Annotated in this window: 19 protein-coding genes and 1 pseudogene; 9 read left to right on the top strand and 11 right to left on the bottom strand. The window is 62.4% G+C overall.

The genetic code is table 11. From position 1 onward, the window contains the following. Nucleotides 1–5: 5 nt before the first annotated feature. The 6 genes from ABIE38_RS17420 to ABIE38_RS17395 all read right to left on the bottom strand — a co-directional run bounded on the left by ABIE38_RS17420 (nt 6) and on the right by ABIE38_RS17395 (nt 5,256). Nucleotides 6–1,781, bottom strand: coding sequence for a carbamoyltransferase C-terminal domain-containing protein (locus ABIE38_RS17420; RefSeq protein WP_354058447.1), 1,776 nt, complete (start codon nt 1,779–1,781; stop codon nt 6–8). Next, complete coding sequence (locus tag ABIE38_RS17415) at nt 1,781–2,590, bottom strand: Fe(II)-2OG oxygenase family protein (protein WP_354058445.1); 810 nt, start codon at nt 2,588–2,590, stop codon at nt 1,781–1,783. Before ABIE38_RS17415 ends, ABIE38_RS17420 begins: the two co-directional genes overlap by 1 nt. An 11-nt stretch (nt 2,591–2,601) precedes the next feature. Continuing rightward, nucleotides 2,602–3,708, bottom strand: a complete 1,107-nt coding sequence (locus ABIE38_RS17410; RefSeq protein ID WP_354058443.1) for a tRNA lysidine(34) synthetase — start codon at nt 3,706–3,708, stop codon at nt 2,602–2,604. Nucleotides 3,709–3,797: 89 nt separating this feature from the next. Next, on the bottom strand, nt 3,798–4,559 hold the full coding sequence (locus ABIE38_RS17405; protein WP_354058441.1) for a cytochrome P450: 762 nt from the start codon (nt 4,557–4,559) through the stop codon (nt 3,798–3,800). Between the two features lie 285 nt (nt 4,560–4,844). Further along, the gene (locus ABIE38_RS17400; RefSeq protein ID WP_354058439.1) at nt 4,845–5,003 is read right to left on the bottom strand and encodes a hypothetical protein; all 159 of its coding nucleotides are present in this window, start codon (nt 5,001–5,003) and stop codon (nt 4,845–4,847) included. A 70-nt stretch (nt 5,004–5,073) separates the two neighbouring features. Next, on the bottom strand, nt 5,074–5,256 hold the full coding sequence (locus tag ABIE38_RS17395) for a hypothetical protein (RefSeq protein ID WP_354058437.1): 183 nt from the start codon (nt 5,254–5,256) through the stop codon (nt 5,074–5,076). A 572-nt stretch (nt 5,257–5,828) separates the two neighbouring features. Between ABIE38_RS17395 and ABIE38_RS17390 the strand changes: the two genes are divergently transcribed. After that, nucleotides 5,829–7,082, top strand: a complete 1,254-nt coding sequence (locus tag ABIE38_RS17390; protein ID WP_354058435.1) for an AlbA family DNA-binding domain-containing protein — start codon at nt 5,829–5,831, stop codon at nt 7,080–7,082. 8 nt (nt 7,083–7,090) lie between these two features. Further along, nucleotides 7,091–7,352 (top strand): annotated as a pseudogene (locus ABIE38_RS17385) (hypothetical protein); the annotation flags it as partial. On the opposite strand, the gene ABIE38_RS17380 reads toward ABIE38_RS17385, so the two are convergent. After that, nucleotides 7,271–7,723 carry a hypothetical protein gene (locus ABIE38_RS17380; RefSeq protein ID WP_354058433.1) on the bottom strand — a complete coding sequence of 151 codons (453 nt, stop codon included), beginning with the start codon at nt 7,721–7,723 and terminating at the stop codon, nt 7,271–7,273. The pseudogene ABIE38_RS17385 and the gene ABIE38_RS17380 sit on opposite strands and share 82 nt — an antisense overlap. Before the next feature lie 168 nt (nt 7,724–7,891). Between ABIE38_RS17380 and ABIE38_RS17375 the strand changes: the two genes are divergently transcribed. From ABIE38_RS17375 to ABIE38_RS17360, 4 genes are all read left to right on the top strand, one after another. Then, nucleotides 7,892–8,698 carry a DUF932 domain-containing protein gene (locus ABIE38_RS17375; protein WP_354058431.1) on the top strand — a complete coding sequence of 269 codons (807 nt, stop codon included), beginning with the start codon at nt 7,892–7,894 and terminating at the stop codon, nt 8,696–8,698. A gap of 1,962 nt (nt 8,699–10,660) precedes the next feature. Next, nucleotides 10,661–12,052, top strand: coding sequence for a DUF262 domain-containing protein (locus tag ABIE38_RS17370; RefSeq protein ID WP_354058430.1), 1,392 nt, complete (start codon nt 10,661–10,663; stop codon nt 12,050–12,052). Further along, nucleotides 12,045–13,949 carry a DUF262 domain-containing protein gene (locus ABIE38_RS17365; protein WP_354058429.1) on the top strand — a complete coding sequence of 635 codons (1,905 nt, stop codon included), beginning with the start codon at nt 12,045–12,047 and terminating at the stop codon, nt 13,947–13,949. Before ABIE38_RS17370 ends, ABIE38_RS17365 begins: the two co-directional genes overlap by 8 nt. A 521-nt stretch (nt 13,950–14,470) precedes the next feature. Beyond that, a complete protein-coding gene (locus ABIE38_RS17360) occupies nt 14,471–15,265 on the top strand; it encodes a hypothetical protein (RefSeq protein ID WP_354058427.1) in 795 nt (264 codons plus the stop codon). 832 nt (nt 15,266–16,097) lie between these two features. Here the strand turns inward: ABIE38_RS17360 and ABIE38_RS17355 are convergent. From ABIE38_RS17355 to ABIE38_RS17345, 3 genes are all read right to left on the bottom strand, one after another. Further along, a complete protein-coding gene (locus ABIE38_RS17355) occupies nt 16,098–16,442 on the bottom strand; it encodes a histone-like nucleoid-structuring protein Lsr2 (RefSeq protein ID WP_354058426.1) in 345 nt (114 codons plus the stop codon). A gap of 331 nt (nt 16,443–16,773) precedes the next feature. Beyond that, entirely contained in the window at nt 16,774–18,447 is a 1,674-nt protein-coding gene (locus ABIE38_RS17350) for a PQQ-binding-like beta-propeller repeat protein (RefSeq protein ID WP_354058424.1), read from the bottom strand. A gap of 392 nt (nt 18,448–18,839) precedes the next feature. Then, nucleotides 18,840–19,241, bottom strand: coding sequence for a helix-turn-helix domain-containing protein (locus tag ABIE38_RS17345; protein ID WP_354058422.1), 402 nt, complete (start codon nt 19,239–19,241; stop codon nt 18,840–18,842). Between the two features lie 1,166 nt (nt 19,242–20,407). On the opposite strand from ABIE38_RS17345, the gene ABIE38_RS17340 reads away from it, so the two are divergent. From ABIE38_RS17340 to ABIE38_RS17330, 3 genes are all read left to right on the top strand, one after another. Then, entirely contained in the window at nt 20,408–21,019 is a 612-nt protein-coding gene (locus ABIE38_RS17340; RefSeq protein ID WP_354058420.1) for an NYN domain-containing protein, read from the top strand. Between the two features lie 94 nt (nt 21,020–21,113). Beyond that, nucleotides 21,114–21,779 carry a hypothetical protein gene (locus ABIE38_RS17335; RefSeq protein WP_354058418.1) on the top strand — a complete coding sequence of 222 codons (666 nt, stop codon included), beginning with the start codon at nt 21,114–21,116 and terminating at the stop codon, nt 21,777–21,779. A 70-nt stretch (nt 21,780–21,849) separates the two neighbouring features. After that, complete coding sequence (locus ABIE38_RS17330; protein ID WP_354058416.1) at nt 21,850–22,431, top strand: recombinase family protein; 582 nt, start codon at nt 21,850–21,852, stop codon at nt 22,429–22,431. A gap of 356 nt (nt 22,432–22,787) precedes the next feature. Here the strand turns inward: ABIE38_RS17330 and ABIE38_RS17325 are convergent, their stop codons facing one another. Further along, the gene (locus tag ABIE38_RS17325; protein WP_354058414.1) at nt 22,788–23,159 is read right to left on the bottom strand and encodes a hypothetical protein; all 372 of its coding nucleotides are present in this window, start codon (nt 23,157–23,159) and stop codon (nt 22,788–22,790) included. Between the last annotated feature and the right edge of the window lie 265 nt (nt 23,160–23,424).

Below are 23,424 nucleotides of genomic sequence, written 5' to 3'. Positions count from 1 at the left end.
CGGTATCAATCGCACCCGGCATACGAATCCTTCACCAGTAGCGATCTCTCGACTTGCACAGCGGCAATTCGGGCCGTGGCGGCAGAATGTGCCGCTTCCTCCGGGGTGCACACTATGGGTTCGTCGTGCAGGTTGAATGAGGTGTTCACCAATCCCATCCGGCCGGACAAGCGCTGGTATTCGGTCAGGATGTAGGCGAGATTCGGCTCGATGTCTGGGTCGACCAGCTGCGGGCGTGCTGTGCCGTCAGCATGGATCGCTGCAGGCATCTCCGCGCGGGCCCTCGGTGTGCAGTCGACCGCTGTCGTCATGAAGCGCATCGATCCGCGGAGCACCTCCCACCCCGAAAAGAGTAACGGTGCCCATTCTGCCAACACCATCGGTGCAAAGGGCATCATCTGCGAGCGACCGAGGCGATCGTTCAAATCGCGCAGCGCTTCAGGGTCATGCGCGGGCGCCAGAATACTCCGGTGGCCGAGAGCCCGTGGGCCGTACTCGCAACCGCCATCAAACCGCGCGACCACGAATCCGCGACTGAGCGCTTCCGCCAACGCACCTTCCACCGGATCCGTGGTCGACTGCCGGCGATAACCAGCCGCAATGAACGCCGCCACGGCCTCCTCCTCCGAGAAATGCGGCCCGAGACCGAGGTCGCGCAACGCAATCGGCCGGTGCCCAGCCCGCTGCGTGAACGCCCATGACGCAGCCCCGAGCGCTACACCCGAGTCGGTCATGCCTGGGTGGACGTGCAGCTCACGCACCTGAGGCAGCCGGCCGATCCTGTTGTTTACCGAGACGTTGGCGAAGAGGCCACCGGACACGACGACAGCATGCTCCCCCGTGGCTGCGAGATGATGCGTGACCATCTGGAGGACAACCTCCTCCAAGAGTCGCTGAACCGTGGCAGCCACATCTATGCGGTCGCATCCGGCGATCAAATCGGTCATGCGGGAGTTGTGAAACCCGGGGATCCGATCGGGATATGGCCCCTGGACAATGCCGCGATTCAGTCTGCTCACAGGCAACCCGCTCGAGTCGTCGAAAAAGAGCCAGCGACGCAACTCTCGGTCAAGGGCCCGGTCAACGCGCCCATGTGCGGCAAGAGCCATGAACTTGCCCTCGTCGCGCTGCGGTCGGAAGCCGCACGCAACTGTTGCGGCCGAGTAGACGTGCCCTAAAGAGTGCTCAGTGGGAATCAGTGCGATCTCCGTCAGAGCTGAGCCGCGCCCCAACCAAATGCTACCGCTGAGGTCATCGCCTTTCCCGTCGAGCGTCACCACTAACGCATCGTCGACAGGCGACGTCAGGAATGCCGCTGCTGCGTGTGCGAGGTGATGCTCGACGAGCACGAGGTCAACGTCATCGACCGCGACGCTTGAAGCTCGGAGGAGTTCGACGGCCCGCTCTAGCCGGACAGTCTGGGTCGACCGGGGGAGTTCGCGGAGTTCGGAGTTGTCCAGGCCGAGCTCTTGGGCACGAGTCAGACGCTGCGGTTCGCCGTCGCGCACCGCGGAGTCAAAGTTGACTAGGGCGCGCTCCGCTAGCGCGTCGGGGTCCATCAAGCCAATCGCGATAGTCGTAATTGTTTCGCCGTGTCTACGTGCGACCGAGAGTACCCAGTCCAGGCTGCGGCGAGGCATACCGTTGGCATGCGGCCGGGCATCGTGATTCTTAATCCGGCTGAATCGCTCCTCTTCGACGGCCGCGACTATTAGGCCGGAAGTCTCTGAGATGAGGGCCGCGCCAGCGTTGTGCCCTTCGTATAGCCCCAGAACGGCCATCAGAGCACCGCCACGCCGGTGACCTTAATCCGGATAAGTTCCCGGCCAGACGCCCGCTCCACCTGCGGTCCTCGGTGCAAGGCGCGCCAGTTGTCGAAGACAAGCAGCCTTTCTGCCGAGACGACTGGGCGGTGGAAAGGCAGCTCGTTGACAATATGCGCTGTCAGCTTGACGCCCCGCCGTAGGTTTACAGATACCCGCTCCATCTCCTCCTCGACTACAGGCCACACCCAGCGCGTCACCGGATCGCCGAGGACTGGTGCGTCAAGATTGGGCAAGTGCGGGAAGTTACGCCGCCACGTCACTGATTCGTGGGCCAACGACTCGGCGACGACCGGATCGCGCGTCAGCGCCCGGGCCACCGTCGCTACGGGAAGCATGTCCGTCGATTCGTGGACCGTCGGCCGGCCGGCCAGAAGCGCCAAGACGGAGTACCGATTCGGTTCAACCCACGCGGTACTGTCGGTGTGCCATGACTGGTCGTGTCGGTGCCCGTCCCCAGAGACGACACGACTGACGGTGCCGCCGATGTCATTATGCATCGCTGAAGGTTTCAGTCCCATCCACGCCGCGACGAGGCAAGCCAGTAGGGCCGGCGAAAGCCCAGACGGCACTCCCACAGCAACATGGCAGTCAGGTCCTCGAAGCCGGCTCCAGAATGCCTGCTCGAAAAGCTCGTCTGTCGGGACCTTTGCAAGTGCCTCGTGGACGCGCCCCCTACACAGAAGACTAGCTGCAGCCGGAACGTCGTCGGGCGGGTCGAGCGCGACCCGTTCCCAGTCAGTTGGGGGAGCAAGAATGGGCTTCATCGGCACCGCGATTACCCATTGCCAAAACGGAAGTGGCGGTGCAGAAGACCCGCGACTACGGACCGGCGGTTGTCATCCGCCAGCTCCGTCACGTACACATCGAGCTCGGAGTCATACCGCAGTTGGGAGGGCTCATCACCGTAGGCCCTCTGAAAACCGTCGAGCAGACTCAGTCCCAGAGAGGGGTAGACAGAGTCCAATGAATGCCCTAAGTAAAACGCCAGACTACGCTGCCGGGTCGTGTGCGCATCGCGCTCCCGGTAGTTTTCCAGGCTGAACTTGGGGTGGCAGGCATCGAGGACAAGCTTCGGGATCCGCCACACCGGCATCACGATGCGCTCATTGCCGATTGGCCGGATGGGATACGCAAGGGGCTGGCGACCGTTTACTAGTTGGAAGAGCATCTCTGCGAGCAGATCCTCACGGTTGTAGCCGAAGGCCAGATCGGAGCAGCCCCTCCGCGACGCGAGAGTGCGCGCCGTCTTCAGAATGAGGAAGGTGCCGAAGAAGTGCAGTGCTTCACTGCCGAACACCTCGCTGAAGTCGGCGTAGAGCGCGTCGACGGAGGTTGTGATGCCGAGCAAAGCACCCAACTCGTCGGGCTGGATCACCTCATGGTGAATGCCGAGTTCTTGACACAGCACCGTTGCACGATCTGCAGCGGCCTGGGTCATAACGTCCCTAAAGACGATTGTGAAGGCGAAGAGGCGTTCTTGGGGGAGCCCGGCACGCAGCCCGTACGCTAGCGCATTACTATCGCCGCCGCCGCTCACCCCGAAGATGCAGCCCCGCTCCGCCGTCCCGCTTTTCTCCATGAAGGAAACGACCTCGTTCTGTACGAGACGCTGGGCAGCTGGCGCGTCGAGCACGGCACGCTGGGCGTGGGCGGTGCTCCCGTCGTCCGAAGGCACGACCTGTTCAACACCCACGCCAGTGCTCAAACCCTCTCCTCTAAGCGGCTCGGGCGGAAGGACCGTGTCGAACAGCGTGTTGCGGACTGCTCGGAGCAGAACATACCCGTCCTCGCCGTCGAGCGCGTCTAGCCTCGTCCAGCTCGGGATGAGGGAGACGTCGTTCTCGGGACGAACAAGATACGCCTGAAACATCGTGTGCGGCATACGGAGCGCAGCCAGGGTAGACCGCACGGTCTCCCCAGCGGGCTCGACCCGTCCACAATGCTGCACGTCCTCGAGCCAAATCTGAATGCTCATCTCGTATCGGTTCCCATTCTCATCAGGCACGCGGATCGTTCGTCGATCAATGCCGGGCGAATAGTCACCGCAGCCGCCCCGGCGTCACGCCGCCGCAGCAGCTCGAGGAGGATCGACCGCGAATAAAGCTCAGCGGGGCAGGCCCACTTGCCGAGTCCGAATGGAAGGTAGGCCGCGGATTTGCGGAGACCGGGGCGATGCGGATCGTAGCGCCCGGGCTCAGGCCACCAAGCCGCATCGCGTTGGATGAGCCACGGCGACGTCATCACGAGGATGCCCGACGGGAGGGTGCAGCCTGCAAGAACAGTCGGTGCCGTCAGCTCTCGCGTGATTAACCATCCCGGAGGAGCGAGGCGAAGCAGCTCATCGACGTCAAATGCGGTGACAGATCGGCCACCCACCCCGACCGTGCAAGCCGATTCCAAGACAGCCGAGATGCTCGCCCAGCCCGCGAATGTGAGCATCACGATCTCTTCGGCGATCGCATCGTCGTCCCAACCGCGCTCTCGCAGCACATTGACGAATGCCGAGGACGTGAGCAGCTCCCGAAGCGGGAGGGCATCAGTAATCACTTGCAACGGTGCTCCCGGCTTGCGGTCGACCGCAGCGCGAAGCGCGATGCGGCTCTCAGTCGCGATGGCGCGAAGAATCGGACACGGTGCGGCACCGGAAAGGTGCGCCATCAGCGCGACGGCGACGTCGGGGTCGTCTGGGATGGCAGCTGCAGAAGATGAGGCCGCCCCGAGCGCGGTCTTCACGCTGGCGCGAGCGGCACTCCTTTCCGCTTCACCCGCGCTTACGTAACCGGGAACGCCGACAAGACTCGATCTGGGTCGCCCCTTTAGAGCCCCAGACCGTAACAGGCCTCGTACCGCATCGGGGTCGGTGAGAAGAACGGCAACTCGGTCCCCGACAGTGACGTCGAGGACCGAGCCCGCGCGATGCTCGGCTCTCACCAAAGCTTCGAATAGGGCTGCCCTCTTAGCAAACTGCAGTCCCGGCAGAGACAAAACGGCAGAAAAAGCCACTTGCGATGTCAGCGCTTACATTTGGGCGGTGAGGGCAGAAGCGCATAGGACGAATTCAACGCCGCCATCGGTCATCGTCTCGAATTCTAGAGCTGATAGTGTCCCGAAGACCACCTCGGCGGGCGCGTAGTTGGTCAAAGACGGGGCTTCGGAAGTCGCGGACAGGCTGCTCATGGCTGCTCCTTAGTGGCTGAACCCACACTATAAGATCCTTTATACGAGCGTGGCAAGGCCCAACTCCCGATCAATGCGCTGAGAATTCGGAGGCGTCCATGCGTCGGCGCCCCAGCGATCTTCCGAGCGGTGCGAGCTCGGGTAGTTCCTTGGGCATTCTGGAGCGGATCGAGCGCCGCGACTTGTAGTTCGCGACCTTGCCGTTGCGGCGCCCGGAGGCGTCGATGCGCCGCTGTTGGATGCTGTAAGTCATGTCCACGGCGACGCGGACGCCATCAGTCACGAACGCCGTTCACAACCGGACTATTTGCTTGTCCGTCAGCAACTCTTGCCTGTTCAGCAAGGTGCGGCGGTGTGGCGGCGGCCCCTACGCCGGCGCCGGCGGCGGACCGCACACGGGCGTTGGCGGCGGCGCGTACACCGGTGGTGGTAGCGCGTTTTCGGGAGTCGGCGGCAGCGCGTACACCGGTATTGGTGGTGGCCCCTATACCGGCGTCGGTGGAGGCTTGCACACTGGTCCCGGCGGAGGCGCCTACGCTGGTGCAGAGAATGGTAGCCTGCGGCGGAATTGGCCGCCCATCCCCATACTTCTCCGCCACCTGGACTAGATCGGATACCGGAGTGGGGCAAGTTTGATTAGGCGAGGTTACATCTTGAGTCCATAATGTCGAGGTCGGTAGCGGCCGTTACCTGCGCCCGTGGCATTGGGCGCTTTGCCCGGCTGCGCTGGGAAGAGTCGCGCTAGACGATCATCAAGTACGGCACCCAGATAGAAGGGTCGGCGTCTTTGCTGTCTAGCTTCGCTATGGAAAGTAGATTCGGCAAATGACATTTACTGCTATACACCGCGCCGTCGGGGTCGAGTCTGGTCCACTCACAGATGGGCTTCTGGATCAGGCCGTGAGCGGTGGGGTGATGGAGAGTAATGATCTCGATTGGAAATCTGCACTCCCGCCAGCGAGGGGTCTGGGCCAGACGGATTTTCCGAAGGATGTCGCAGCGATGGCGAACAGCGGGGGAGGGATCATCGTTTACGGCGTGACCGAGAGTCAAAGATCCGCGGCGGCACGAACCGACGTTGGGGTGCTGGACGAAAAGCACGAACGAGCTTTGCGTGCTGCGGCGATCAACGCGATTACTCCTCCCGTGTTCGGGCTCGAAGTGCTCCGCATCGGCGAGCATCCAAAGCGCGCTGTGGTGGTCGAAGTGCCGGCGAGCCTCGATGGTCCACACCTGATCTATCGAGGTGAGTACTTCGGAGCGCCTATCCGCAACGATGCTGACACTGTGTGGATGAGGGAACCCCAGATCGAGGCCATGTATCGGGCCCGATTCGACGAGCGTCGCCACTCCACCGAAACGCTGGATACCTTGTACGCAGAGGCGGCCCGCGGTCGCGATGCCGATCGTCGCGCGTGGCTGATCGCAGTGGCTCATCCGCGGAGCCCTCGGTTTTTCCCAAAGCTGAACTACGCATCGGCCAGTGAAGTATTTGAGAATGCGCACCTCTTGGGGCGGGAATTTACCGGCCAGACTGGATACCATCCGCTCGAAAGCGCTGACACAGAGGGGCCTCGACCGGGCCTACGGAGGTGGGTCGCGCCGAGCAAGAAAGCAGCCGGATGGAAGCAAGCATGGGCGAGCGTTCACCAGAGCGGATCGGTCACCCTCGCAACCCCGGTGGGTGGCCATCCGTTTGAAATGGACGCTGGCGGGAAGTTAATGCACCGCCAGGGCTTCGAGATTGAGTCGTCTGCGTTCGAGTGCACCGTAGCGGACTTCATGGGGCTAGTCCGTGCCGGGGCGCAGGTGACCGGCAACCACGAGTACGACCTGCGCATCGGCATCGAATGGACTGTCAATCAACGGCTCTCCATCCTGCGCGTCGACCAGCGTGGCGTTAGCTTCGACGATCCGGCACGACTTCACGGGTTCACGCTCGTAGAGCGTTCGGTAGACGCCGCAGCTTCCGAACGAACTTACGCCGACTACGTCTACGAGGTCGCTCGAGACTGCCTCAATCAGGGAGAGATCCTGGAACCTCGAATGATTGACCCTCCCCCAGCGGCTTGGAGATAGTCGCCGCCGTACTCGCCAACGCCGTCGCCTGGTTCGCTGAGCGCGGGATCACTACTCGCCGGGTCCTCAGCGACAACGGCAGCTGCTGCCGCGCACACGCCTGGACCGCGAGCCCTCGTCCACGAATACAATCACCATCATTCCCACACCGCCTGCTGGAACCAACCTCCCCGGTCAGTACATCTAGCTCAGGGTTGCGTTCGGTGGTCCGTTGCTCGGCGCCGGCGGTGCTTGGCCTTGCACGCGGCCTGGACGAGTTTAATCTCGTAGTTCCAGAACTTCAGCTTGAGGTCTTCGTCTGCGTCAGCGGGGAGATCGCGGAGGTGAACTGCCAGGTGAAAGAAGCCAGGGCCAGGGTTGTTCCCATCGGTGTAGATCACGACCGCAGACAGCATCCCACCGATCTCGTCCACGGTGCGTTCGACCACCTCCCCGAGCAGTTCGGAAAGGGCGTTGCGGCCCTCGGGGTGGGTGAAGTCGAACCGCGGCCGGCCTGGCTGGTCGCTGATCTCGCGGTTAAGTTCGGAGTAGTTCGTTACCCCGGTTTCCGAGGCGACCTGCTTAAGAACCTTGATGGTGGCGGCGATAAGCCGCTCCCAGTCGTCATCGTTGATCCCGTACCGCTTGGCAGCTGCTCCCATGCCGTGAGCCTCCCACGTCCGCGCCGGACCGGGAGCGGAATGAGTCTCATAAGAGCTGGTCAGGGCGGACGCCGGTCTTCCCGGGCGGTCGGGGTTCTGGAAGTGCTGCACAGCTGAAAGCCGGTGGTTGAGTCGAGCTATCGAAAGATCCCACCCCAGGAGGACGCAATGAGCTCTGCACTCACCATCACCGACCGTGCCCCGTTCGAGCATCAGCTCGGGACCGACATTCGCGCTGCCCGCACCGTCAACGAGGCGCTGACCATCTCAGGTCTGAACTGGGGCCTGCGCGGCATCCCCAGCGTCTCCGTCACGCTCATGGGCGCCGACGCCATCACCATCGGCAGCATGCCTGGCCGCCGGTTCATCGTCCGCGACGACGACTACACCATCCTGGACGCCATCGGTTCCCGCTACACCACCATCGACAACGCTGCCGCCTTCAAGGTCGCCAACCCTTCTTGCATTCTCGGCGCCCAGTTCGACGCCGCCGGCGAGATCGACCACGGCCGCACCACATTAATGTTAACGACGATCCCCGAGGCCTCCACCAAGATTGGTGGGCACTACGAGGTGCAGCTTAATGTCGTCATATCGACCTCCCATTCGGGCGGCGGCGCCGCCAACCAGTCGGTGACCGCACGGCGACGTGTACGCACTAACGGTCTGACACTGGTGCGAACAACGGGTCAACATCGCGGACTTGGTCGATCCGGTATTACGCGTCCGCCGATCAGGACCGCGTGTCGACACAGCTCGAAGAGATATGCGGGTGCCGGTTCTGTGTCGGACCTGCCGACAAGTACACGTCGAAACAGCTCATCGACAACAACCACGGCACCCGCTTCCCCGCCGGGATGCCCCAAGAAATCGAGCGTGGGCCTACTCATCGTCGTCCGGGCACCTAGTGGTGCAGGTGCCCTACCTGCCGACCCGCAACGAACCGTGCACCTGGGATCCCTCAGCCACGCTTAGCGGTGCCACCGACCGGGTCCGCGCCGACCTGGAGCCAAACGGGTACCAGCAGATCGGCATCACCAACGCCGACGGCGGCAACGAGCCTCGCTGGGTGCTGGTTAAGAACGACGCAGCCGAGGCAGAGCAGGAGCCAGCGGAGGAGCCTGAAATGCCGGAGCGGGAATCGACGCAGGTTCCCAAGCTGCCCGCGCAGGGACCTGCGGCGCCAACGCAGGAGCCGCCGCAGGGAGTCGTCAGTGGCCGGCCGGGCACTGACAGCGAAGACCAGGACGACACGGCCGCAGACGACGCGCCCGCGCAGATCACGACACCGGCCGCCCCAGGCGATGGCGAACCCCGCCACCGCCCCGCCCGTCGCGCAAGCCGCAGTCCCGACCCCGCCGCCCCGACGTCTGCAGCAGCTGGAACAGCTGCTGGCACAGACGATGAGTCGCTAGTCGACGTCGACTGGAACTGAGGGGCGCACACCGCCAGCCCTGTGCTCACTACGGCCGCGCCTCCTCGTGACGTCTGGCAAAGTGAGCGTCAGTGCCCTCGACGTGACCCCGGGAGGCCTCCGCTGATCGTGCGAAGGGATTCGCCGGAACGTCCACTTTTCTTTGAGCGGCCGCGCTTGAGGGGATAGACCACGTTCGTGACGGGCCCGCTGAGGAGGTCCGCTGGGGTGACGGGTTCCTCAGAGCCTGGGCACACTGACCCGTTTCTCTGAGCGTGCGGTTGAATCGTCATCGCTTTGCCTATGACGACGGCAACCCGGCGACAGTGCGGACACGGAGCGTGACTGTAGCTCCCTGGCCGGCCGATGCCCTTGCGTTTCCCCATTGAGGAATTGCATCACGCTCGGTTCCGATCCTCGTAGTTTCGGCGGAATCTCCGCCCCCCGCCTGCGGTCACTCCTGAATATAGGAGCGGCAACAACAACTGACGCGCGGGGCTAGCGTTGAAACCCTTGCTTTTTGCCCACGTTCCGGGTCGCAGAGTGGCCAAATTAGCCCAATCGCCAAACAACGCTGAGGGGAGCGACTGGGCTGTCACCTCTCTGCCTGAAATCGACTTCCGGGAACCGGCAGGACGTATCTTGGTCGCATGCGAGGACGAGAGTTCGCGAGGCTGCTGGCGGGTTTGCCGCCCAACCCCCCGATCACCACTGCATTCGAGCAACACCACCGGCAGGGTTCGCCGGACCCGAGGACCAGCTACCACAGCCAGCGGGACCACATGGTTGCTTGGATGGCCGAGACCGACGGCCCTGGTGCCTACGGGAGAAAGACTCGGGGGCGGGACGCGAAAGCTTCATACAACAGCCTTCGGTGCGCGCCGGCCTTGATCTGGATGGCTGAGGCGCTTGGGGAGGACTCTGCAACGGTCCATCGGGCTGTAGCGGCGGCGGATGCGGCTGGACCGAACTTCTCGTCACAGTGTGCAGCGATACGCCGGGTTGTACCGTGGTCACGGGTTGAGGAGTTGGTTGGCCGTCGAGACGAAAGTTCTTCTAAGTTCGGTTTCCTGAAACAACGCTCGCGACACCCACGTTAAGTGGCGAGTCTAGTAGGGCTACGCAGTCGCAGCCCGAGGCCGTCTTTGCCTCGTCCGGTGGCCACGGCGTTGGTCTAGAGAGTCTTTTCGACGTACGGGCAGTTCCACTAGGTGGGCCGGGTTCACTCAAGGGGCCGGTCGCTCAATGACAAGCGACGCAGCATTCGCAAGTCTATGGGGCGACGCGATTCGCATCACTCGCGGGAACTCAGCCTCGGGCCAGGTGACGACTCCGGTGCTCGAGAATCTGCAGCCAGACCAGAAGCTGCGCGGCGGATCGCGCTGCCTCCTAGGTCGGTCGAGAACGAGCGTATTTCAGTCAGGGATGGCCGCCAACCATGAGTGCGCTTCCGTGGTGGCGAGTTTGACGGTATCTGAACGGCCCAGCAGACGCTTGACCAACTCTTCGGTAGCTTTGGCAATGTGGAGACTTTGGCAACAAGTGACGCTAAGCAGTTGAACGTAGAGGTGTGGAAAGTCGGTGACCTTCTCCGTGAGAAGAACGTTCGCATTCCTGATTACCAGCGTCCGTACAAGTGGAATGTGCGAAACGTTGCTCAGCTCATCGACGACGTTCAGATTTTCATGCACCGAGGTGCCTACCGGCTGGGATCGATCATCCTTCACGAGGACGAAAATCACGACTTGAATATTGTCGACGGCCAGCAGCGTTTCGTCACCTTCGTGCTCATCGCGCACGCCTTGGGCTGCGCGGGCTCGAAGCAGATCGACCAAGAATCGCTTCTGGGCCACACTGTTTCTGGGTACGGGTTGACCACGACACACGAGCGACTCACCGAAAACTTCGCGTACATTCGCGAATTCGTTGAGCGGTGGACCACGACAGACCGGGATAGTTTCACCACCTTCTTTCTCCAGTCGTGCGAAGTAGTGGTTTTGCGGCTGGCCAACATCGATGAAGCCTTTCAGATGTTCGACTCTCAGAACACCAGGGGGAAAGCGCTCGACCCGACCGATCTGTTAAAGGCGTTCCACATCCGAGAGATGGATTCCGAGACAGTCTCCGAGGACACCAGGCGCCAGATGGTGGCTCTCTGGGAGGCGATCAAGCCAGCTGAAGTTAGTGCGCTGTTCGCCGACTACCTCTACAAGATCAAGCGGTGGAGCACCGGACGAGATGTCCCCGATGGCGGTTTGCGGACTGCTGACATTGACGCGTTCAAGGGAGTGCGAGAAAGCGATCCGCACAACGCCCACAACCACTGGGCGAGGCCGTTGCTGTACGCCAAGAACTTCACGGAGGACTTTCGTCAGGAGAACGGGGCACTGGTGCGATTCGGGATGCTTAAGCCGATCGACTATCCTCACCAGATCGATCAGCCGATTATCAACGGCGAGACGTTCTTCACCTTCGTGCGCCACTACCACGAGCTGGCAACGACATTGGGCCTCTTCGACGGACGAACACGCCGCACGGACCTACCCGGGGAGATCGACATCCTCGACGCACATCGCGGTGACACACGATACGCACTGATCAGGAACCTTTTTGACACCCAGCTGCTCTACTACGTCGACCGATTCGGTGAGCAGGATTTGGAATCGGCGGTGCGGCTGTTCGCGCGGTACGCCGTGACTCTACGCGCGCGTCACTATGCCGTGAAGCGTTCCATGGTCAACAGATACGTGCTCAGCGAACCAAACCTCTTCCGAGAAATCCGAGACTCTATTCGACCGCGAGAGATCGTTCGCCGAACGATCGATCGTCCATCGCGAAGACCCGGAGTGCGCCCATTCGGCGGCTTCGACGTCATCGTCCCCAAGATCTGGGGCGAGGTAGACACCAATGGCTGACGACACCGCCGCGCCGATGCTCGTCAGCCAGCTTTTCGATGGCACGCGCTACCGCGTGCCGATGTATCAGCGGGCCTATGCGTGGGGGGCCGATGAGATCGAAGCCCTGTTCACCGACATCCGGGACATGCGCAAGCACGCCGCCCAAGGTCGCTACTACATCGGCACTCTCGTGGCACACCGCTCCCGGCCGGCAGACGACGGTTACCCGACCTTCGATGTCGTAGATGGCCAACAGCGCCTCACTACGCTCTTTCTGACCTTCGCCAATCCCGTTCTTCGCAGCTATATCGGCTCGGGGACGGTCCTGCCTGTGGTGAGCCCGTCGATGCTGACTTATGAGGGCCGTCCACGCTCAAGCGGCGATCTCGGCTCGCTGGTCCTCATGGAGGACGAGCGCGAGCTCGAATCGCTCCATGATGACGGCATCCGCGCCGCCTCTGAACTGATCGCAGCCTTAACTCAGAGGAACGACATCACGTCCGAAGACGTCCGCTACCTGCTCGATAACGTCGCGATCGTCCGCACTCTGCTGCCAGCGAACACCGACCTGAACCATTACTTCGAGATCATGAACAGTCGGGGGGAGCAGCTGGAGAAGCACGAGATCGTCAAGGCGCACCTGATGGAGTGTCTCGACGAGGCAGTCGACAGGAGAGCCTTCGCTGGCATCTGGGATATGTGCACGGATCTCGCCAAACATGTTCAGGCGACAACGCCGAAAAAGAACCGCACGCACCTGTTCGGCCCGGATTGGAACGCGCTGAAGCCCCTTAACTTCGACTCGCTCGGCGAGATGCTCGCGATGTCCGAGACCCCCAGAGCGGATCGGGGCATCCTCCACCTGCTCAACACCGCCGGACCCAAAGGCAACCCCAATACGTCAGAGGATGACGACGAGACTCCGCGGTATGGCGCCATTATCGATTTCCCCAACTTTCTCCTGCACGTTCTACGTCTTCATATCGCCGCCGAGTTGCCGGACGTGGATCCGTCAACCGTCGCCTTTGACGATAAGAGACTGGTCGAACAGTTCAGGACGCACTTCCTTCCTGGGGACGCGCCAGCGGTCAAGCGCTTCGGGGAGGAACTGATCCGAGCACGATTCTTGTTCGACAACTTCGTCATCCGGACTGACAGGGTTCGTGACACAACGCACGATGACTCGAACTGGGTGATCCACCGGCCGCATCGTACGGGTGAAGGAAGGAGTGAAAAGGTCTCACCGGAGTCTACGTTCGATGTCGATGTACAAGCTCAAGTGCTGATGCTGCAGGCGATGTACCAGGTGACGGACTCTCGGCGCTCCTACAAGGAGTTCTTGTACGGGATCCTCACAGAACTACGTGACCAGTGGCTCGAATTTCAGTCTGTCGATCCCGCACGGCTCATTGAAGTCATCGAAAGCATGGCAGCCACTCGAGCAAACCTTGACGCGGTGGCGGGACTCGACTCGGGGACTGCAGTTCGTCACTTCGTGTTCAACTACCTTGACTACCGACTGTGGCGCGCCTTCGTCCTCGACGCTGAACCAGCCCCGTCTGACGTGAAGGCCGGCGACTTCCGGTTCCGCTACCGGACGTCGATCGAGCACTTCTATCCTGTGGCTCCCGAGCGCGATCCCATACCTTCTGAGGTAGTGAACCAATTTGGCAACTTGTGCATAATGGGCCGAGAGGAAAACTCTCGGCGCTCCAACCTTATGCCCGAGGCTAAGATCATCCAATATCTCTCGTCGGATCAAAGTTTGAAGTTCCAAGTAATGTCATCGATGGCCAACTCCGAGAACGCATGGGGAGAAGACCAGATGAGGCGTCACGGCGTCGAGATGATGTCTCGTTTCACTTCGAAGTCAGAGGCGCACCCTCAGGCGGTTCCCCAGCCCAGAATTCCGTGATTCTGATAAGGAGTCACGTTAGGAGATAGCGCGGACCAAGCCCCATCATTGCGGGAGGCAAAGGTGATGGAGAGCGAAACAAACTGCGTGGCGGCCATTTTTCGCGGGATCTTGATGACGTGTCGTGCCCACCATTTATCGGCTAGCGGGCCCTCCAGGTGACTACGTCTAGATGGCGGCCTCGTAGGCATACGTTTCGCTGGAGGAAATCCGGCCGCGATCAGAGACCATGTAGCCATTGTAGGTGATGCGGGGACTAAAGAAGACCCGATTGTTCACGCTCGGCGCACCACGGCCCCCGTTCCCCGGCGAACGCCACTGACGTCCGATGCGCGCTCGCGCGTGGTCACGTGCATCCCTCCCAAGGTATCGGCAGCACCGATGCGCAGTGCTTTCACGAAGTCGCTGGTTACGACCGGGCGGCCCGCGAATCTGTACTACAGCAGGTAGTCCAACATTTGAAACACGATCAATCCGCCGCAAGGGCGGACGGTGTCAGAGACGTCGGATAGGTTTCTGGCATGCCACAGGGAAAGCAGGTCGCAGCGACCACGAAGTTTGACCAGACGTTGCGCGCGTCCGCCCAGATGCCGGGCGTTCAGATCGACAGGGAGGCTTTCCTCCGCAGCGAGTTGAGGCGATTTTGCCCTGACGCCCAGGTGGAGCACGCGGTTTTGACATCTCCAGCTGAAGCGGGCGTCCCACTCGATGTAATCGATAAGATCGCCAAAAGCGTGATCAAGCACGAAACAAGCAAGGTCACAGCCCTCTCCGCCCTAGCGGGGATTCCGGGAGGTTTTGCTGTAATCGGCACCGTACCTGCGGACCTCGCGCAGTACTTCGGTCACGTGCTGCGTGTCGTGCAGAAGCTCGCATACATCTACAGTTGGCCGGACCTGTTTGAGGACGATGGGGATGGAGTCGACTCTGCGACCGAAAGCATGCTCACGCTGTTTATCGGTGTCATGTTCGGTGTCAATGCGGCTCAGGCCGGTGTGACACAGGTGTCGGCACTGATCGCTAAGCAAGTGGCTAAGAAGCTCCCGCAAAAAGCCCTGACCAAGGGGACGATCTACCCGGTAGTCAAGAAAGTCGCAACTCTTCTCGGAGTTCAGATGACCAAACAAATCTTCGCCAAGACCGCGGCTAAGATCGTTCCGGCAGTCGGCGGAGTGGTCTCGGGTAGCCTCACTCTTGCCACGTTCATGCCTATGTCCAAGCGGCTTCAGAAGCATCTTGCAAGCCTGCCGTTGACCAAACCCAGCGATTGGAATGGCCCACAGCCTGTCGGTTTACAGGGGACCGCTCCGAGTTAGTTGGTGAGATTTGTGCCGCTCGCTCCGGATTTCACCCTTACCAGCACGACCAATCTTGTGCTCGGTTTCACAGGTGCAAACGGCGCGAGGGCCTAGGAGTATCCACGGCGGATTCGAAGTTCGCCAGGGCGGGTTAACTCGCCAGGGGTAGCGCTTTACCCACCGGAGCCCCCGTGCGGCGAAGTGGCTAAGTCGACGCGCTGAACGTTTGTAGGAGTTTGTAGTGAGAATGGTCAATGTCTTCATTACCGTGTCGGCGGAAGATCGTGCAGATCTCGAAGAGCTAATCGCACTTACTCGCTCGGATGCGATTCCCTACACCGGTCCTTCATCCAACGGGAGTACCGTAGTCATGGCGGTCCTGCCCCTCACCGGAACCAGTTTGCCGATTCTAGAAAGTTGGTTAGATTCGCGCGTCGCGAATCTAAAATCCACCAGCGTCCGCGCAATAGGTTTCGGGTTCGACGGGCACTCCGCCGACGGTGCATCGAAGTTCTGCAGACGCCTGTTGGAATACGCCCGTTCCGGACAACCGAGGCCTTGAGCACCATTTAACCTGGGCTTATGTGTTCGACCCGAATGACTTGGAACGGGCGCGTTCGCTGAAGAACCCCTACGAAACCGACTCCGCACAACCTCCATCTGGGCCAACGTCGTGTGCCCGCCGGTGTTCCTGAGATGCCCAGACTCGGGGCAGGCTTCCCCGCCCGCGGTAGGCCGAGGAGCCATTGATGCCACAGGGATCGACGAGGACCGCCGAGGGGAGATTGCTTCCGGCGCGCCAGGCGAATTGGCCGCGAGATCCTCTGAGCTCGCCCCGATCTGCCTACTACTAGTTTGCGGCGGCGTAGGCGTCCATCACGTCGGCGGGGATGCGGCCGCGGTCGGAGAGGTTGTAGCCGTTGCTTTTTGCCCATTCGCGGATCAGCTTGGTTTCGCCCGTGGAGGTCTTGCTGGCACTCTTGCGGGCGGCCTTGCGCTTCGCGCCGGACGACATCTTCGTTGCGGCGTTGAGGTACGGACTGATCGCTTCGCGGAAAGCGTCGGCGTTCGCGGCGCTGAGGTCGATCGAGTAGTCCTTACCGTCGAAGCTGAACTCAATCGACCGCGCTTCCTCGTTGTGGAGTTCCGTTCCGTCGATGTCATCGACGTAGCGGGTTTCGTACCGTACTGCCATAGTCACTCCTCTTGCCAGACTCTTTCCTACTCCCTGCGCAATTATGCCCGATAGTGCGAGTCTCTGTCGTTCAGGCAGTGCGGTTCAATCAGCCAACAACGCGAGCTGTCGGCACTTTCCACTTGAAGTGCCGTCATCGTTCTGCGCTACGTGAGGCGCTACGCCCCTCGGCGGTTACTACGCACCGATTCCTGTTGTTTGCCGCCAGCTGCAGCTCGGGAGAATTGGGGCCGAGCGCCGCGCTCCCGCGGAAGACGACTGCACAGGAGCGGAGGTCGGCAGTTGTGACCAACGGGGAAAGCGCCCTCGAGCCACCTCGTGTCTGGCCCTGTTATCGGTACGCGATGATCTCGCGCTGGTTGGAGTGGACGACCATGCCCTCGCCCCACTGGGTGAAGGCGCTGGAGGGCCCGAACTCGGCGAAAACGTCCGGCAACGGCGGAGGCTCGGGGAACTCCTCTAGGTCCCATTCGGTTTGCCCGGACCGCAGGGAGATCGCGGCACCGTTGGTGGTGAACACGCGTGTGCCGTCGGTGCTCACGAAGTGGGGGAATCCCCCGTTCTCCTCCAAGGGTGGATCCGCGTGCCAAATTTCCTGCCCGGTCTGGAGGTCGTAGCCCCTCATTAGGCCTTTGTCGCGACTGATGACACCCGCTACCACCACGGTGTCCCCGGCTACGGCGATCGCCTCGTTTCCGTAGAGGCGTCCCCCCACGGGCCAGTTCCACAGGGGTTTGCCGTCTAGCGAATAGGCGCCTTTCGAGGTGAACACCGGGAGATCGGCCGCGGTGACGTCGGCGACGATCGACCGTAGTGGGTGCTTGAAGCCCGTGATGGGATAGCCCTCGATCCCGGGCAGGGGCAGGCCGTCGAGGCGCTGGTAGACCCAGTCGAGGTCGTCGCTCTGGGTGGATTGGTCCCAGCCGTTTGGGCATGCGGCAGACGCGATGGCCGTTCCTCCCGGGGATACCTGGACCTTCGCCGCGGTCGGTGTGTCCACCGGGGTGCCCGTGGTGAGGTCCACAACAGGTGACCGGCCCTCCCGGACGGTGGCAGACGAGCCGATGATTGCGTCCTCGCCTGAGGAGCGGATAGTGCATCCAGTCGCGAGCTCGCGCTCTTCCTCCTCGGCGGTGAGAGGAACGGCTTCGGCGTCGATGTGTTCGAGGGTGCCGGCGCGCACCGGCTCATCGGCTCGGCGGGGGACACGAGTGGCCCAGTCCGCCCGGGGGTCTGCCAGGGAGCCGGCGGCAATCTCGGCGACGTCCCCGCCGGGAAGAGCGCTGAAGCTGATTATCCGGCCGTCTGTCTCGCGGATCGCCTGGATCATGATTGGTAAGGCTGTGCGTCCGGTGACAGTTCCAGAGGTGAGGTCGACTATGTCGAATGCCCCGTACTCCTCGGAGTGTGGCCACCCGGGTGGGATCTTCTGGGCCTGGCAGACGGCCGAGGTCGTTTCCTCGACGTGGAAGCAGTAGCGCGCCGAGTAGACGTCGAGGGCCCAACGGACCCGGCCGGTAGTGCTATCGATGCCGACCAGTCCGCTAACATTCCGCGGCGCGTTCGGGTTCCCGAAGTCGGCGATGATGTCGGGGCGCAGATTGGCGATGGTGTTGTACCTGGTCACCACGAGGTCGCCGACGAGTATCACGCCGTCGTCCTGCCCCCGTGTTCCCACATTGAATTCCAGTGCGTCGCCGAGTCCGAGCGACTCGGGAGTCGCCCGCCACACGATCTCGGGCCGGTCCGGCATGGCCGCGACGGTCTTTGTGAGAGCCCCTGGCGGAAGGTCGAGGTGGGGGGCGCCCTGGTGGTGTTCCTGCGACGCGGCGGGGGCCGGGGAGTTGGAACTGGGGCGCAAGACCGCGGCGGTGAGGATGACTGCCCCCACTGCGGCAAGGGCAGCGATTAGGACCAGGGCCCGACGGAGCGTCTGCCTGTCCCTGCCCGGATCAGTGTTGTCGCCAGTGTTGCCCCGATTGGGTGGTGGGCGGTGGGGGTCCATCGGTCTCCTCGGCCGGCGCAGCGAGCAGCAGAGCGCATCGCGATGTGAACGACAGGCACTGTAGGTGTCATGAGTCCAGCGGTGGGGTGGCACCTGGGCGGGCTCAGGGGCGGATCCGAGTGATGAGCACGCCTCGTAGCTGGTGCACCGCCGGGAACCCGGCTGTCGTACGCCGCGCCAGAATTGGGCGACTCCATCTCCGCCAGAGAGGGTCATCTCGACTGGTCAAGGGCCGAGAGATCCTTCGGTCGAGGCCAAGAGGTTCCGCCTAGGAATGGCGTCGGTGCACGAGTGAGCAGAAGTGGGTTCGCCGATCTCCCCAGCGGCCCGGCAACGGGGCCCCGACAGCTCGTCCACGCGGTAGACCGACATGGAACTTCCGTCTAAACCTCTTAGTCCAGGCTGCGAGCTGCAATGAGTCCTGTGATGAAATCGGCGACGCGGTCGGCCTCGTTGTCGGTGAGGTCGAACTCCCGGCCCGCGACGAGGGTGCGGGCGGGGCCAAGAGGCTCCAGTCCGTAGAGGATCCGGGTGGCGGCAGTCAGGGCCGCGCGGTCGGCAATCGACGCCACACTGCAGTTCAGGGCCCGAGCGATCGCTTCGAGTTGATCGCGGCTGATGGTCGGCGGGTGCGCTGGCCGGCCGCGAGAGGCCGACACTCGGCCTCGTTCCCAGATGCTCACCTGCCCGCCGCTGACTCCGACGGCCACCGCAAGCTTGAGCTGCGACAACCCCTTCTCTAGGCGAGCGGCCCCGATAGCGCGCCCAAGAGATCGAGCCTCATCAGGAGTCATGCCCCACGTCCTCCGCCCTCGAGCACACTGTCGCGACGACAGACCATTGGCCGTCGCACTGCGTCGTACCTACAACTGTCACGCTCAGAGATTGCCAGCCCCCCGGGTGATCGAGACCAGCCACTCGCCCGTCCAAGTCAATGTGCGCGTGCACCTCCGTCGGGCCCGTGCCGACGATGAACTTCACTGACTTTGGCCCCCTTGCCAGTCGGTGGAACAGTGCGCGATGTCGATATTGACGCCAGCGACAGTGCGGACCCTGACGACGTCGCGCCCGACAGAGAGCTCCCCGGGTGCCCGTGGCGGGCACCCGCAAGCTCACTTTTTCTACAGCAGCCAGCCTCAGGAGGTGCACTGCTTGCCTCAAGCTGGGCTCGCCTCGTCCTGTCGTGATACGGCCACAGCGGGTGCCAAGCGCCAAGTTGGGCGCTCAGGGATCGACGTCCCACTTCGCCGGATCCAATAAAGACGCAGGTCACGACGTAGTGTGATCTATCTCACAGTTTTGGTGCGGATGGCGTTGCGTTGGATCCCCGCGCCCTCCTCCTACGGTCTCGGGCCGCCTTGCCGCAACGTTCCGGCAAGGCGGCCACGCCCCGCCGGACCCGCCCTGCCCGCGCCGGCCGCCCCTTCGCCCAGGTTCGAGGCGCCGCGCGAGCTCCAGCCACTCCATGCACGCCGCCCGCCGCGGCTTGCACATATCTGCAGGCAGACCCGACAAGCGCCCTTATTGGCCAGGTCTCGATTCGATTTAATCGGGTGAACTCATAACTATCCTGGAATTGTGCTGGGAATTGATCGAACTAAAATAGAGAAGCCCGGATAGTTCCGCAGGAAAAAGGGCGAATTTTAGCGTTTAAACCGGGAACTAAAGTTCGCGACCTTCCGCCCCACAGGCGTGTGTTGTTGCACGTCAGCGCGTTGATAAACCATGTTCGCAGATGCTCCAAGTTGTGTCGCACGGACGCCACCGAGCGCCCTTGCGCGACCCGCCAGAATCCGGCAGTGTCCTTCTTGTCAGCACGCCGGCCCCCTCGCCAGGAGGCCCCGAACGACATTCTTCGAGAACTCAATAGAGGCCAAGAAAAGTTCAATCTACTGCTGACATTACGCGAAATATCCCGCTCTGCATCGCGCAATTAAAAAACAACGAAAGAAGGAAAGCTATGAACACCACTGCCACCACCAACGTCACCCCCCTCGCCGAGAACATCGGTCTCCTATACGACGGGTGGAACTTCCTGCGGGGAGCCGACACCGTCCTGGGTTTCGGCGACAACATCGACAACCACGTGCTCCACCTCGGAAGAATCTCCGACCAGATCACCAGCAAGCGAAACCGCCCGTCTCGGATCAGCCGGATCACCGTGGTGATCGGCCTGCACCACCCGCAGCACAACCCGCGTGCCCGCGCCATCACCGAGCAGTACATCCGCTACTGGCAGCGCGACAGCCGGATCACCGCCATCGGCATGGAAAACAGCATCCACGGCCCCGAAAAAGGCGTGGACATGGAGCTCGGCATGCAGTTGCTCGAAATGTCCGGCGACCGCTCCCTGGACGCGGTCGTCCTGTGCTCAGCCGATCGCGACATGCAGCCAGCCATTGACCGCGCGGTCCGGATGCGGGGCGCGCACATCGAACTGGCCCGCTGGCAGGGACAACGCGGAGGCCCGCAGGTCACCCTGCCCAGCGGCAAAAAGGGATGGTGCCACTGGCTCGAGCCCGAGCAGTTCTACCGCTGCGCCACACCCCGCAACCACCAGCTCGCCGCGTAACACCCAGCATCAACTCTCCAGGGCCGGTCAGCCTGATCGCTGGCCGGCCCTCCCATCCCCACCCCAAAAACACACCAGAGGAAGAAGACCCACCATGACCGAAAATTTCGCCACCACCCTGCGGCTCGCCGTAATCAGCGCAGAGACCGACGCCCTCGCCCTCCACACCGTCGGCACCGACATCCGCACCGCCCTCCACCTCGTCGAAGACGATGCCTACGTCGACCTGTGGGAGACCGATCTCGACAAGCGCCAGTTCACCGCCCTCGTGGGGTACCTCGCCCGCGCCACCGGGCTCATCAGCGTCGGAGCGATCCTGCTCGACGCCGGGGCACGCGACGAGGCGTGGGCCCTGCTGGCAGCAGCGGCCCGCACCGTCGATGCCATGCTCGATATCCACCACGACACCGACCCGATGGGCGTGGCCGAAGACTGCCACCTCGAGCTGCACCACCACACAGCGACGAACACCTCCGCCAACACGGTGCCCATCACCATGACCGAGTCGATCAACGGGCCACTGGCCACCGCCACCACCCTGGCCAGCATCCGCCTGCAACGCACACCCGAGGTCTTCCTCGACGAGACCGACCTCGATGCCCGCTACACCCAGAACGCATGGGACGTGCTGGCCACCGCGCACGACCACATCGAACACCACCTCGACACGTGGGACGGGGTCGGGATGCTGCGCACCATCCTCGACGGCGCCAAACAAGCCCGCGCCGAGCGCGACGCCCACTTCCCCTCCGCCGCGTAACCCAACACGGAGGTCCCAGCCAGGCACAACTCCCCGGCAGGGACCTCCCCGCGCCGGTAACTTCACCGCTATGCGCATCGGCTACGAGCGGATCTACCCCTCCGACCCCGACCCCGCCAGGCAGTCTGCCGCCCTCACGGATGCCGGCTGCATGAGCATCTACACCGACGACACACGCCAGACCGGCGCCGCACAACCCCAACTCACTGCCGCACTCGAACACCTCCGGCCCGGCGACACGCTCACCGTCACCAGCCTGGATCGCCTAGCGCACCACAACAAGGCCCTGGTCACACACGTTGCCCACATCGAAGACCTCAGCGCCCACCTGCACATCCTCGACAGCGACCTCCACACCCGCAACGACCCGGACCACATCTTCTTCCGCACCATCGCCGCCATAGACGAGGTCAACACCACCGGCCGCTCCCAAAGAATCCGCCGCAGCATCACCACCGCCAAGGAACAGGGAAGACGGCCCGGCCGACCCACCATCAAAAAGTCCAAGAAAATCGACGCCATCATCCTGCTGGCAGTCCAACTGGACGAACACGGCAACCGCCGTCACACCATCACCGACATCGCCCGCAAAACAGGCGTCAGCCGCGCCACCGTCTACCGCTACATCAACGAATACAAGCTCGCCCCCTAGCGGCCACCAGCTGGTCGAACCGTTGCCTGGTTCCTGGTCTCGCGGGTTCCTGCCTGGCCACAGACTCACACACACCGGCACCACGACTGAGAGCACGAGCAGACATCCCCTATAGCTTAATTTCGTGGGCGACTCTCTCCCGCCTCGCTTCGGGAGCTTGGTTCAGGACTGCTGCCGATAGTGCCGGATAGACCTTCGGCATCGGTGCAGTGCAAGAACCTGCCTGTTTCAAGCAATTTCAAACTGGCATTTCCACGCGCTTCTACTGCGCTTGCCAGGTCGAATCGCGATGTGGTCCATTGCGGGCCCCAACTCGAACGGGGGTCCTAACGACTCCGAGCACAGAGGAATGAAAACTACTGTTCGGTGCCGTCGACGAACGCTGCAGTAGCGCTCATCACTTCCCTAAACTCACCACCAGCAATCGCCATGAACGGCGGCTGCTCATCCAATCGAGGATTCGCCCCGATGAACCACGCACGGGCGATGTCCGCCCCCTCGGCCGTTGCAAGGGCCACCCATGCCCGGTGCGCCACCTGCAGCCGCTGCAGCGCCCCGTCCCTGGGAACAGGGCCACCTTCTCTTGCCCACTTATATGGCAGCTTCTTGTCGCGGACTCCAGCCAGCACCGCAACCACGGTTGGCCCGAGGTGTTGAACAAGCTGGCGCGCTAACTCCGCGGTCGACAGACGCATGGTCTCGGTATGTGCCAAGGTCGTCGACTCCACCCCAGTCATTCAAAAACACCTGCCCTCCGGCGTCTCCGACGACCACCGCCACCTAGGGCGAGACGCGGACGGCGGAACGCTTCAGCACCATCAATGCTACTCAAATGCCACCAACTGGCAATGTAGGCGGGCCCAAACGACCCGACGAATGACCTGTTGCCGGGCCCCGCCCCTTTCCTAATCTGCCGACGATCCCCAAATCTTGCCGGATGCGTGCCACTAGTCCACAGACACACCCTGGCGCACAGTCCAACCGGACCTCCAC

Origin of the sequence: Dietzia sp. 2505, from assembly GCF_040546785.1 — a bacterium.
Lineage (GTDB): Bacteria > Actinomycetota > Actinomycetes > Mycobacteriales > Mycobacteriaceae > Dietzia.
Note: the sequence above shows the minus strand (reverse complement) of the source record. Positions and strands in the feature narration are given on the sequence as shown.